General features: G+C 63.4%; 11 protein-coding genes. 6 read left to right on the forward strand and 5 right to left on the reverse strand.

All coding sequences use genetic code 11. The annotated features are described in order from the left end of the window. The first annotated feature begins 260 nt into the window (after nt 1–260). Both B0G80_RS43235 and B0G80_RS43240 read left to right on the forward strand, forming a co-directional pair. Nucleotides 261–809, forward strand: coding sequence for a carboxymuconolactone decarboxylase family protein (locus tag B0G80_RS43235; RefSeq protein ID WP_116123580.1), 549 nt, complete (start codon nt 261–263; stop codon nt 807–809). A 109-nt stretch (nt 810–918) separates the two neighbouring features. After that, nucleotides 919–1,776 (forward strand): helix-turn-helix domain-containing protein, encoded by an 858-nt coding sequence (locus B0G80_RS43240; RefSeq protein WP_116123581.1) that lies wholly within the window; start codon nt 919–921, stop codon nt 1,774–1,776. A gap of 66 nt (nt 1,777–1,842) precedes the next feature. Here B0G80_RS43240 and B0G80_RS43245 read toward each other — a convergent pair whose 3' ends face one another. The 5 genes from B0G80_RS43245 to B0G80_RS48380 all read right to left on the reverse strand — a co-directional run bounded on the left by B0G80_RS43245 (nt 1,843) and on the right by B0G80_RS48380 (nt 7,590). Next, nucleotides 1,843–3,036: a porin gene (locus B0G80_RS43245; protein WP_116123582.1), complete on the reverse strand. Its 1,194-nt coding sequence runs from the start codon at nt 3,034–3,036 to the stop codon at nt 1,843–1,845. 187 nt (nt 3,037–3,223) lie between these two features. Continuing rightward, nucleotides 3,224–4,579, reverse strand: a complete 1,356-nt coding sequence (locus tag B0G80_RS43250) for a cytochrome c (RefSeq protein ID WP_116123583.1) — start codon at nt 4,577–4,579, stop codon at nt 3,224–3,226. Next, a complete protein-coding gene (locus tag B0G80_RS43255) occupies nt 4,576–6,354 on the reverse strand; it encodes a GMC family oxidoreductase (RefSeq protein ID WP_116123584.1) in 1,779 nt (592 codons plus the stop codon). Before B0G80_RS43255 ends, B0G80_RS43250 begins: the two co-directional genes overlap by 4 nt. Next, nucleotides 6,354–7,088 (reverse strand): gluconate 2-dehydrogenase subunit 3 family protein, encoded by a 735-nt coding sequence (locus B0G80_RS43260; RefSeq protein WP_116123585.1) that lies wholly within the window; start codon nt 7,086–7,088, stop codon nt 6,354–6,356. Before B0G80_RS43260 ends, B0G80_RS43255 begins: the two co-directional genes overlap by 1 nt. 271 nt (nt 7,089–7,359) lie before the next feature. Further along, entirely contained in the window at nt 7,360–7,590 is a 231-nt protein-coding gene (locus B0G80_RS48380; RefSeq protein ID WP_181920191.1) for a hypothetical protein, read from the reverse strand. Nucleotides 7,591–7,657: 67 nt separating this feature from the next. Between B0G80_RS48380 and B0G80_RS43270 the strand changes: the two genes are divergently transcribed. From B0G80_RS43270 to B0G80_RS43285, 4 genes are all read left to right on the forward strand, one after another. Beyond that, on the forward strand, nt 7,658–7,978 hold the full coding sequence (locus tag B0G80_RS43270) for a DUF1330 domain-containing protein (protein WP_116123965.1): 321 nt from the start codon (nt 7,658–7,660) through the stop codon (nt 7,976–7,978). A 280-nt stretch (nt 7,979–8,258) separates the two neighbouring features. Then, nucleotides 8,259–9,161 (forward strand): LysR family transcriptional regulator, encoded by a 903-nt coding sequence (locus tag B0G80_RS43275; protein WP_116123586.1) that lies wholly within the window; start codon nt 8,259–8,261, stop codon nt 9,159–9,161. Between the two features lie 200 nt (nt 9,162–9,361). Beyond that, nucleotides 9,362–11,317 carry an aconitase family protein gene (locus tag B0G80_RS43280; RefSeq protein WP_116123587.1) on the forward strand — a complete coding sequence of 652 codons (1,956 nt, stop codon included), beginning with the start codon at nt 9,362–9,364 and terminating at the stop codon, nt 11,315–11,317. 121 nt (nt 11,318–11,438) lie between these two features. Beyond that, nucleotides 11,439–12,905, forward strand: coding sequence for an MFS transporter (locus B0G80_RS43285; RefSeq protein WP_116123588.1), 1,467 nt, complete (start codon nt 11,439–11,441; stop codon nt 12,903–12,905). Nucleotides 12,906–12,942 lie beyond the last annotated feature (37 nt).

The following is a 12,942-nucleotide window of genomic DNA, read 5'->3' on the forward strand; positions in this document are numbered from 1 at the left end:
TCGTGTATATAGGGATGCACATAATCAAGTTTGCACCAATCTGGCGAAATCATGGTGTGTGAAATTTCCCAAATTCGGTTGCGGATAAACAGAATTTTCACGCCTCATGTGTGCGTCGAGTGACCCACTGGCTAGTAGACACGGTTGCCCCATTCGCCGTTTCTATTACATCCAAGGTAATTGCCGACCCTCACCCCCAAGCCTAATCTTCGGTGGTCGCGCGGTTCACCCCGAACCGCGTTCACTATCAAGGACACATCATGTCGACGTTTCAGGTTCACACCATCGACTCCGCGCCGGAGCAATCCAAACCGGTATTGCAACAACTCCGGCAGACCTTTGGCTTCATCCCCAACATCGCGGGAGCCATGGCCGAGTCGCCCGTGCTGATCGGTGCGTTCATCAATCTGTTTCAGAAAGTCCATTCGGGCACGTTCACCGAAGCGCAGATCCAGACGCTGTTGTTGACGAACGCCGTCACCAACGCATGCACGTGGGCGGTCGCGTTTCACACGGCATTAGCGCTGAACGAGGGACTCACGCCCGCCGATGTCGAAGCGCTTCGCGCGGGCCGCACGCCTGCTGACCCCAAGCATGCCGCGCTTGCCACGTTGACGAAAAATGCGATCCAGAAGCGCGGCCATCTCGACGAGCGCGACGTGAGCGCATTTCTCGAAGCCGGTTTCCGTCGCGATCAGGTACTCGAAGTACTCGCGGTGGCGGCAGCATCGACTATCACCAACTACGTGGGCAGCATCACGCAACCGCCGTTGGAAGCGCAGTTTCAGGTCCACGCCTGGACGGCTTGATTCCCGCAAGGAAGGCGCACTCACCGCTAGCGAGTATCCTGACCGACGAGGTTCGCCGAGCGTCGCTCGCCGAACCTCTTACCGGTAACATCTTGCGGACAGGAACACGATGAATCCTGCGAACCCAGTCAAAAAAGCGCCACCGAACGATCTCGGCGTCTTGTTGCGTCACTGGCGAGACGTGCGCGGCATCAGCCAGTTGGACCTGTCGTTCAATGCCGGCATCTCGCAGCGTCATATCAGCTTCATCGAAAGCGGACGCAGCGTGCCCAGCCGTCAGATGCTGATGGATATCGCGCAGGCGCTCGACATCCCTCTGCGCGAACGCAACACGTTGCTGCTGGCAGCAGGGTACGCGCCAATGTATGCCGACGCCGCATGGAATGCACAGGAAATGCATAGCGTCACGAATGCGCTTGGACGCATGCTGCGTCAGCATGAACCGTTTCCAGCGCTCGTCATGGACCGCTACTGGAACGTGCTGATGACCAATGAGGCGGCGCCACGTTTTTTCAATTGCTTTATCGACATGGCGGCGCGCAAGGGGCCGCGCAACATGCTGCATCTGGTGTTCGATCCGGAAGGTATGCGCCCTTTCGTGGCCGACTGGCAGACCGTGGCGGATAGCTTGATTCAGCGCGTCTACCGCGAGTCGGTGGGGCGCGTGATCGATGATCGGACGCGCGAGTTGCTCGATGCGTTGCGCGCCTACCCGGATGTGGAAAAGAACATGCAGCCGGGGCATCCCGAGTCGGCGGCCGAAACCGCGTCGGCGGCGGCCATGCCGGTGATCCCGATCGGTTTCGTCAAAAACGGCCACGTCATGAAGTATTTCTCGGTGGTCGCGACCGTGGGCACGCCGCAGACGATCGCGGCGCAGGAGTTGCGCCTCGAATGCATGTTCCCCGCCGACGACGAGACCGAAGCGCGTCATCTGGAGATGCTCGACGCGGCGGCGCAGCCGTAGCGCTAGATCAATCGGCAGGCCGTCGCCACAGCAGCCGCCGTTGAACCACGGCGCCGCGTCGAAGTTTTAAAACTTATGCCGCACGCCGATGCTGACAATCGCCTGCGATTGCGTCGCCGACGAGTGGCCATTACCCTTGTCGCTAACCGATGCAGTCGCCGCGACCGGATGGCCGAGCGCATCCAGCGTGCCGCCCGACGCGTGCTGGTAACCACCCATCAGATAGACAGTCGAACGCTTGGACAGCGCATACTGCGCGCCGAGCGTCACGTTGTGATATTGCGCGCGCTCATCCACGCCATCCACTTCGCCGCCACGCGTGTAGCTGTAGCCCGCGAACAGTTGCACGGCGGGACGGACCGTCCATTGTCCGAACACGCCGGCGATGTTGAACGTAGCGTGACCCTTGAACAGCGAGTCCGCCCCGGAGCGATACTGCACGTTGCTGTAATTCACACCGACGATCGCCGGCCCGAAGTCGTACGTCGCACCCGTCGCGATGATCTGTTGCGACTGCGCGCTGGCGTAGCCTTCGTTGATCGATGAATTGAACAGGCCGTCGTCCGTGCCGCTCCATTTGCCGTAGGTCGTGTCCTGCGTGCCGGTCTTGCTGTTGTCGGAGCGTTCGTAGCCGACGCCCACGTGCAGCGGGCCGTTGCCGTAGGCGGCGCCCACGCTCCAGGTGTTCTGCTGCTTCAGGCTGCCGGGCTGGCCGCCGAAACCGTACAGCGCGCCGAACGTGAAGCCTGCATAGTTCGCGCTCGTGTACTTGATCGAGTTGTTGACGCGCGCGGTCTGATCCAGATCGTCGATATCGCCCGGATGCGCGCCGTAGCCGCCGACCATCGCCACCGGAGCGACCGGCGAAACGAAGTCGTTCAGCGAGGTGTACTGGCGGCCCAGCGTGATCGTGCCGTACTGCTTGCTGCCGATACCCACGTACGCCTGACGCCCGAACAGGCCGCCGTTCTGGCCGGTCTTGCCGTTCGTGATGTCGAAGCCGTCCTCGAGCTGGAACAACGCGTTCCAGCCGCCGCCCAAGTCCTCCTGACCCTTGATGCCCCAGCGGCTGCCGGAGAGGTTGCCGCTCGTCACGGCGACGTTCGAGTGGCCGCTATAGTTGCCGGCCGTGCCGGTGCGCTCGTTGCTGCGGTACGAAATGCCCGCATCGACGATGCCGTACAGCACGACGGAACTCTGCGCGGACGCAATGCCGGCGAACGTCATCAAGAGGGGTGCGGCAATCCATTGGTTCTTCATCGTAGTCATAGCCTGGTTGGAACTTCTATCTCAAGTCGCCTGAATGGCGATCTTTCTTTTTTCCGCGCACGCGGAAGCCCGCTCCTGAATGACGGAGCGGACTGCATGAAGCGGGTATGCGCAGCGGCGCTTGCCATATCTGTGACGCGTCCCTCGAGCGGGACGCGTCACGCGAGGCCACGTGCGATCAGTGAGCCAGGGCGGCCCCTGGCGGCATGTCGGGCGCGCGCACCGTGACGGTCTTGCGGACGCGGGCGACATCCGTCGCGCTGACCGTTGAACCGCGGTTGCCCCAACTGTTGCGCACGAAGTTGGTCACATCCGCGACTTCCTGATCGTTCAGACGCCAGCCGAAGGCCGGCATCGTGAACGAGGAGGGCGCGGTCTTCGTGCCTTCGAGCGTGCTGCCGGTGAGCAGCACGTGGATCAGCGAGGTGGCGTCCTTACCCTGCACGACCGGATTGCCGCCCAGCGCCGGAAACACGCGGTTGTAGCCGCGACCGTCGCTGCGGTGGCAGGCCGTGCAGTTGTCGCGATAGACGGCCGCGCCCGGCGCGGTGGCGTCCCCCATGCGCAGCGCGCGCGCTGCGGTGTCGTCGTATGCGTACGGCGTTTCCTGCGGATCGGTCGACGGCAGCGTCTTCAGATAACGCGCAATCGCGGTGAGATCGGCGTCGCTCATATGCTGCATGCTGTGCTGCACGACGTCCGTCATGCCGCCGAAGGCCGCGCTGTGCTGCGTGCGTCCGGTCTTCAGGAATTGCACGAGATCGGCTTCGCTCCACGCGCCGATGCCGGTGCGCGGATTGCCGCGCAGGCTCGACGGAATCCAGCCGTCGATCGCCGCGCCGCCCGCGAGAAACGCCGGGCCGTCGAGGTCGCTCAGCGCGCGCTCCTGCATCGTCGCCGCGCGCGGTGTGTGGCACGCGCCGCAATGGCCGAGGCCTTGGACCAGGTACGCGCCACGCGCGATCACCGGATCGGCGTAACGCTTCGCGTCGAACGAAACCGGCTCGGGCGCGAACAGGTGACGCCAGATGCCGAGCGGCCAGCGCATCGATAGAGGCCAGACGATGTCGACCGGTTTGTTCTTCTGGTTCACGGGCGCCACGCCTTGCGTGAAGTACGCATACAGCGCGTGCATGTCGTCCTGGCTCAGGCGCGCATACGATGGGAACGGCATGGCCGGATACAGCGTGTCGCCGTTCGGCTTCACGCCGGCGCGCACCGCGTGATCGAACTGCGCGAAGGTCCACGCGCCGATGCCGGTGTTGCGCTCCGGTGTGATATTGGTCGAGTAGATCGCGCCGATCGGCGTGTCGAACTTCAGCCCGCCAGCGAAAGGCTTGCCTGAGGGCGCCGAATGACACGCGATGCAATCGCCGGCCCGCGCGAGATATTCGCCGTGCGCGATCAGCGTTGCGTCGTTCTGGCTTTGCGGCGCTGCCGCGTGTGCGGCAAGCGTGCTCATGCCCAGCACAGCCGCCGCGCCCGCGCGTTTGAGCGCTCGCGCGAAGCGTTTGTTATGGATCTTCTTCGTCATACGCTCACCAGCGGCCCGGGGTTCTTCAGATACTGCGTGCGGATCGCCCGCGCCGACCAGTAAGCCAACGCCGCGACGAGGCCGGTCGGGTTGTAGCCGATGCCCTGCGGAAACGCCGAGGCGCCCATCACGAACACGTTGTGCACGTCCCAGCTTTGCAGGTAGCGGTTCAGCACGCTTGTCTTCGGATCGGTGCCCATCACCGCGCCGCCCACCAGGTGAGTGGTCTGATAGCGGCGCGAGTCGAAGTGCGCGCCGAATTCGCGTGTGTAGACGTTGATCGACTTCGGGCCCATCTGCTGCGCGATCTTGTGCATCTGGCCGGTCACGTAGCGCGCCATCTTGATGTCGTTGTCCTTCCAGTCGAAGGTCATGCGCAACAGCGGCTGGCCGTACGAATCGCGATAGGTCGGATCGAGGTCGAGGAACACGTCGCGGTACGACATGTTGCTGCCGTGCGCATCCATCGAAATGGTGTGCGCGTAGTGGTCTTTCACCGACTTCTTCCAGTCGGCGCCCCAGTTCGGCGTGCCGGCCGGCGTGGCGATGCCGCTGACCGGCTTGGTGCCGGCCTGATTGACCCACAACGGCGAGCCGCCGACGAAACCGAGCGGACCGTGATCGAAGTTGTCGGCATTGAAGTCGTCGACCGCGACGCCGTTGCCGCCCGCGCCGATGAACGGATTGGTGAAGGTGTCTTTATCGAAGAACGCGGTGATGGTCGAAAGGTTCTGGTACGCAAAATTGCGGCCGACCACGCCTTCGCCCGAGATCGGGTCATACGGCTTGCCGATGCCCGACAGCAGAAGCAGATGAACGTTGTGATACTGGAACGCCGCGACGATCACGAGATCCGCCGGCTGAAACACTTCGTTGCCCGCCGGATCGACATACGTCACGCCCTTGGCGCGCTTTTTCGTATCGTCGAGTTCGACGCGCAGCACGTGGCAGCGCGAGCGCAATTCGAAGTTCGGCAACGGCTTCAGGGCGGGCAGAATGTTGAGATTCGGCGAGGCCTTCGAATACATGTAGCACGCGTAGCCGCTGCAGAATCCGCAGAAATTGCACGGACCCATCTGCACGCCATACGGGTTGGTGTACGGCCCCGATGTATTCGCCGACGGCAAACGGTACGGATTCAGCCCGAGTTCGCGCGCGGCCTTGCCGAAGCGCTCAGCCGAATAGGTGTTCAGTTGCGCGGCGAGCGGAAAGTTGTCGCTGCGCGGCGCTTCGTAAATGTTGCCATCGCCGACCACCTTGCCGTTCACCTTGTACGCCTGGCCCGAGGTGCCGAACACTTTCTCCGCGAAGTCGAAATGCGGTTCGAGTTCGTCGTAGCTGACGCCGTAATCCTGAATCGTCATGCCTTCGGGAATGAAGCGCTTGCCGTAGCGTTCCTCGTAGTGGCTCTTCAGGCGCAGTTCTTCCGGCGTGATGCGGAAATGCACGCCCGACCAGTGCAGGCCTGCGCCGCCGACGCCTTCGCCCGGCAGGAACGCGGCCAACTGGCGATACGGCAGAGCGGTATCGCTCGGCGCGTGACGGATCGAGACCGTGGTCTTCGAAAGATCGAGAAAGAGCTTCTTGCGGACGTTGTAGGTCAGCTCATCGATGGTGTTGGGATACGCGCCGTCCGGATAGGTGTCGCGATATTCGCCGCGTTCCAGCGCGACGACTTTCAGGCCGGCTTCGGTCAGTTCCTTCGCGAGGATCGCACCGGTCCAGCCGAAGCCGACGATCACCGCGTCGACGTGCGGTTTGGTTTGAGTAGACATCAGGTGCGCTTTCCTTCGATCGACACGGGGCCATACGGATAAGCCGCGCCGTTCTGATTGACGAAGTCCATGAAATCGGCTCGCGCGCCGGGGAAGCCGATCATCTTCCAGCCGCCCATGTCGCGGTTGCCGCCGTGGATCGGATCGCAGAAGTAGCCTTCGCGCGTGTTTTGCAGCAGTTGTCCGAAGAACACGCCGGCCGGCACGTTCTCCAGATCGACCTTGTCTTTCTCGAGCGCGCCGAGCACGGTGTCGCGCGTGGCGGCGTCGAGGGCGTCGAACGGATGCGCGTAAGTCTTCGTGCAGTACGCGTTGACCGCCGCGATGCCGAGGCGGTAGAGATCGCGCGGCACGAGCTTGAACTGGTAGCCGAGTTCGGGCGCGCCCTGCGTGAACGGTCCCTGCATGTACCAAAGCGCGCCGTGTGCGTACGGCGTATCCATCTGCCGGTCGATGAATTCGGGCACGCCGGCTTCGACGGCGCCGGGACCTTCGCTGTCCGACGGAATCAGACGGTCGACCGCGGCGTGGATGAACGCCCATTCCTTCGCGTCGAAGAAATGCGGCTTATAGTCCGCGCCGGACGCGCGGCCCGCGTTCGCGCTTTCGCCCGAACCCGGCGCGGAGGCCGTCGTGGCTTGCTTGACCTCGCAGCCGGCGAGCGTGCCGGCCGGGACCAGAGCGATAGCCGTACGTAAAAAGCCACGGCGAGAGCTGATAGGGGATGAGGGCATATTGTTCTAGTCACCAGATTGGAGCGCGCGATTGCGTTCCGGCATTCATGGGATTGCCGGCGGGATGATAAATGGAACCGGTTCCAAAGTCTTTTAGCTTTTTTACAATAGCTTGTTTCGTGGAGCGATGAAATGCCGCGATTTTGCAAAAAATCCGTTTTAGATCAAAGGTGTTCTAGGCGTAGGGCAACGCGGCAGCGAGGGCGCCAGGCGTATCAGGGCGGATGTGAAAAAGCGACGGCGTCGCGGGCGAGACCCGAGCGGCGGGCGATCAGCGCGGGCCGTGCGCGAAGCGCTGCTCCAACTGACCGCGGCCGGCATGGTGGAGATGCGGCCGCGACATGGCGCCGTGGTCGCGAAGATCAGCCTGCACAGGCTGATCGAGATGTTCGAGGTGATGGCCGAGCTGGAGGCGATGTGCAGCCGCCTCGCCGCGCGGCGTGCTTGCCGCACGCGCGACGCGGCGAGTTCTTTTACCTCGCAGGTAATCGACACGCGTCATGTCCGAGTCGACCATGAGCGGCATGCAAGTTTTCGATCCGCATCCACTCATGACCAGGAGCCACGCCATGACCGCCTACGCGATTGCCCATCTGCACGACGTCGAACTGGGCGACGAGATCGTCGAATACCTCAATTGCATCGACGCCACGCTCGCGCCGTTCGGCGGCCATTTCATCGTGCATGGCGCACGCCCCGAGATACTCGAAGGCGAATGGCACGGCGATCTGATCGCGATCGCGTTCCCCGATCTCGCTGCCGCGCGCGCCTGGTACACGTCGGACGCGTATCGGCGCATCCTGCCGCTGCGCACGCGGCACGCGCGCGGGCCGGTGATCCTGATCGACGGCGTGGACGAGCGGCACAAGGCGACCGATATCCTGCGATGAACGCGGCGGCATCAGCGCGTGAACGTGCCGGGACCTTCCGCGTTGTAGTACTCGGGCGTCACCTGATCGCTGAGGAACGACACCTTGGAGATCGTCTCCGGCGCGGCGTTTTCGTAGCGTAGGCAGCAATCAAGCGAATCGAAAGCCGCTTACGGGAATGGCAGGCATTCTGGTTTCAGAAGGGCGTTACACTGGCCCATCTTTTTTGCCAGAGTCCCTTCATGCCGATGCCGGGTTTGCTGTCGGGTTCTTCAGCCTCACCGTGTATGAAGCATCAACAATGGAAAACCTTCTCAAGAAACTCGACCTCACCTCGCTGCGCCTGTTCGTTGCCGTCTGCCAGGAGCGCAATATCGCGCGCGCGGCGGAGCGCGAGTTCATCGCATCGTCCGCGGTGAGCCGGCGCATCGCCGAGATCGAGGCGGTGATCGGCTTGCCGGTGATCCAGCGGCAGTCGCGCGGCATCACCGTGACGCCGGTCGGCGAGACCGTGCTGCGCTACGCGCTGGCGATCATCGGCAATATCGAGCAGATGAGCGCGGAGCTGTCGCGTTTCTCGTCAGGTGCGAAAGGGCGCGTGCGGGTGGTGGCGAACCTGTCCTCCATCGTGCAGTTTTTGCCGGAAGATGTGGCCGCGTTCGGGCGCGCGTTTCCGGAGGTGTCGATCGAACTGGAGGAGGAAAATAGCGCCGACGTGCTGCGGATTGTCGGTGAGCACGCGGCGGACTTCGGCATCTGCAATTCGGTGGCGGGCAGCGAGGCGTTCGAGCAGGTGCCGTACCGGCAGGATCGGCTGGCGGTGCTGGTGCCGGGCGGCCATCGGCTCGCCGGTGCGTTGCGGGTGAGCTTCGACGACCTGCTCGATGACAGCTTCGTCGGGCTGCGCAGCGAGAGCGCGCTGACGCAACTGCTCACGCAGCAGGCAGCCGGCGCGGGGCGGCAACTCGATGTGAAGATTCGCGTCAGCAGTCTCGACGCGCTTTGCCGGATGGTGCATGCCGGGCTCGGCATCGCGGTCGTGCCTGAACAGGTCGGGCTGCTCTATCTGAATGCACTCGACGTGAGCCTACTGTCTTTGAGCGATGCCTGGGCGGTGCGCCGCCTCATCATGATCTTCAAGTCACGCGATCAGTTGAGCGCGAGCGCAGCGGCGCTGGTCGGGTTTCTCGGCAAGGGCGGTTGACGCGCGCCACGGCGGGCGAATCGGCAGAGGCGTGTCTGCGTCGGCGGCCGGAAGTCTTATCCGGCGGCGACGCGCCGATGCCCGGACAACCGTGTCGAGTACGATCGCGCCCATCATCGCCAAACGAGAGGTCTGCGTTGCCGCACCGGCACTTCGGCATTGCCGATGCGCACCGTATAGTGGGTGCAAGGAGAATGCCCATGAGCGACACGATTCGTCTGGACGGCCGCGTGCTGTACCTGTCCCAGGACCCCGCGGTGATCGAGGCGCAACTCGCCGGCGAGAACTTCACGCGCGCCACGGCCGGTCCGCTGCGCGACAACGTCTCCACCGACGAGATCACGCCGGTCACCGTCATGCTCACCTACGACGAGCGCCTCGGCCAGTATCCGTACGTCGGCTTCAAGGCCGGCGAATGCATGCCGATCGGCCGCGATGCGGTGAAGCACGGCGGCTTCCAGGTGACGGTGGCGGGCAAGCGCTACGGCAAGGGATCGTCGCGCGAATCGAGTCCGTTGGCGGAACTCTCGGCCGGGATCCGGTTGATCGTCGCGGAAAGCTTCGAGCGGATCTATCAGCAGAACTGCGACAACATCGGCATTCTCACCACCACGGACTTTTCCGTGCTCGATCGTTTGAGCGCGGGTGAAGCGGTGCCGATCGACGAATTCCTCAAGGGACGCGACGCGCTCACGCAGCAGATCATTCGCAGCGGCGGCCTGCTCGCATATAGCAAGTTCGCCGACTGGCCCGCGCCGCGCACAAGCGATAGCGCTGACGCTGACGCGGCGCAGGCCGAGGAGCCGAAGACGCTGGTCGAGAAGATCATCGAGCGCCATCTGCACCCGGCCAGCGTGGGCGCGCGGCGCGGCGACGGCGTGTTCATCGCCGCGGACTGGCGCTTCAGCCACGATTACTTCACCGGCATGTGCGCGCATCTGATGCATCGCGCGTTCGGCAAGCCGGCGCCGCTGCATGCGCCGGATCACATCATCGCGTTCCAGGATCATCTGGTGCTCGCATCGCAGAGCATTCCGCACGTGCGCGACGGTCTGCTGCCGGGCGTCGCCAATCTGATGGAAGGGCATACGTCTTTTTCGCGTGACTATCCGGTGCGCTCGCACGGTGCGCTCGACAGCATGCCGGGCTCCGAAGGCATCTGTCATGCGTTGATGGCTGAGCAATACGCGTTGCCGGGGCAAGTGGCGTGCGGCACCGATTCACATACGCCGCATTCGGGTGCGCTCGGCTGCCTCGCGTTCGGTGCGGGCGCAACGGAAATCGCCAATAGCTGGGTGACGGGCTATGTGCGCTGCAAAGTGCCGGAGACTTTGCGCATTGAAATCAGCGGTCACTTGCGCGATGGAGTGACCGCAAAGGACGTGGTGCTGCATCTGCTGCAAATGGATGCGATCCGCTCGGGTGACGCGATCGGCCTCGTGTTCGAATATGGCGGTGCAGCCGTGCGCGCGATGTCGATCGACGAGCGCGCGACCTTGACCAACATGGTCGCGGAACTGGGCGGCTTCACCGGCATCGTCGAACCGGACGAACGTACAGTGGTGTTTCTCAAAGAGCGGCGCGGTGTCGATTTCACCCTTGAAAACTGGATGAAAAGCGATGCGGGCGCCACCTATCGCGACACCATCCGTATCGACGCAGGCGCGATCGAACCGATGCTCGCGCGTCCCGGCGACCCCGGCAACGGCGTGCCGGCGCCGCAACTGGAACAGGACGTCGCCATCGATATCTCTTACGGTGGCTCGTGCACGGCGGGCAAGCGTGAAGACTTCGATTTCTATCACGAGGTGCTGCATTGGGGCGTCGAACACGGTCTTGGCGTGCCCGAGGGAACGCGTCTCTACTTGCAGTTCGGCACCATGGCAGTGCGCGCGTATTGTGAGGAGCGCGGCTATTTGCCGGTCTTCGAGCGCGCGGGCGTGACGCTCGTCATGCCGGCCTGCGGGTCGTGCGCGAATTGCGGGCCGGGCCAATCGGCCGAGGCGAACGAAGTGACGATCAGCGCGATCAACCGCAATTTCCCGGGCCGTTCGGGGCCGGGCAATGTGTGGCTCGCGAGTCCGTACACGGTGGCGGCGAGCGCGCTGGCCGGAAAAATCACCACCTTCGAACAATTGAAGCGCGCACGCGGCTAGAATGCTGGCCGGACCTTGGGCCCGGCATCGTGGTACGCGTGACGCGCGAAAGTACAAGAGGCCGGCGAGACCGGTCCAGCGAACCCTATCGTTTCGCGAGTATCACCAGGAGACATACAACATGGCATCCCCCGATCACGCCGGCTCCGTCGCGAAGAAAAGCGGCGACGCGGCGCATTCCGATAACACGGCCAAGCGCGCCGCCGCCGCCGCGCCGCTCGACGCCGGTAGCATTTCCGCGCGCCTCGACCGGCTGCCCGCCACGCGCTCCGTCTGGAAGCTGGTGGTGTTGCTGAGCCTCGGCTTCTTCTTCGAACTCTACGATCTGCTGTATTCCGGGTATGTCGCGCCAGGCCTCGTCAAAAGCGGTCTGCTGAGCGCGACCACGCACGGCCTGTTCGGTTCGACCGGTGTCGCGAGTTTCATAGCGGCGCTGTTTAGCGGCCTCTTTATCGGCACGATCGCGTGCGGCTTTCTGGCGGATCGCTTCGGACGCCGCGCCGTGTTCACGTATTCGCTGCTCTGGTATACGGTGGCCAATATCGTGATGGCATTCCAGGAAACGGCTACCGGATTGAATTTCTGGCGCTTCGTGGCAGGGATCGGCATCGGCGTCGAACTGGTGACGATCGGCACGTACATCTCCGAACTGGTGCCCAAGCAGATTCGCGGCCGGGCGTTCGCGTGCGAGCAGGCGGTCGGTTTTACGGCCGTGCCGGTGGTGGCGTTCCTGTCGTATCTGCTGGTGCCGCGCACATTGCTCGGCCTGGACGGCTGGCGCTGGGTCGTGCTGATCGGCGCGCATGGCGCGCTGTTCGTGTGGTGGATTCGTCGCGCGTTGCCGGAAAGCCCGCGCTGGCTCGCACAGCAAGGACGCCTTGCCGAAGCCGACCGCGTGATGACGGCGCTCGAAGCGAAAGTGCGCCGCGAATACGGCCGCGAGTTGCCGCCGCCCGCGCCGCCGGTGCCGGTAGCGCCACGCGGCAGCTTCCGCGATATGTGGGTGCCGCCGTATCGCAGCCGCACGCTGATGATGACGATCTTCAATATTTTCCAGACCGTGGGCTTCTACGGCTTTGCGAACTGGGTGCCCACGCTGCTGATCAAGCAGGGCATTACGATCACCACGAGCCTGATGTATTCGAGCGTGATCGCTTTGGCGGCGCCCGTCGGTCCGCTCATCGGACTTTTCATCGGCGACCGCTTCGAGCGCAAGACCGTGATCGTGGTGATGGCGGGGGTGAACATCGTCTGCGGCCTGTTGTTCAGCCAGGCTGCGGGCGCCGTGTTGCTGGTCAGTCTCGGTGTGTGTCTGACGCTTGCGGGCAACATCATTTCATACAGCTACCATGCGTATCAGACCGAGCTTTTTCCGACCAGCATTCGGGCGCGCGCGGTGGGATTCGTCTATTCGTGGAGCCGTTTTTCGGCGATCTTCACAGCCTTTCTGATTGCCGCTGTGTTGAAGCAGTTCGGTACCACCGGGGTTTTCGTCTTTATCGCTGGAGCGATGCTGATCGTCATGCTGGCGATCGGGTTGATGGGACCGCGCACGAAGGGTATCGAGCTGGAAAAAATATCGCGGTAGACAACTTCAAAGCGGTGGAATGCGACGTCTTACACCC

It is taken from the genome of Paraburkholderia sp. BL6669N2 (genome assembly GCF_003387275.1).
Lineage (GTDB): Bacteria > Pseudomonadota > Gammaproteobacteria > Burkholderiales > Burkholderiaceae > Paraburkholderia.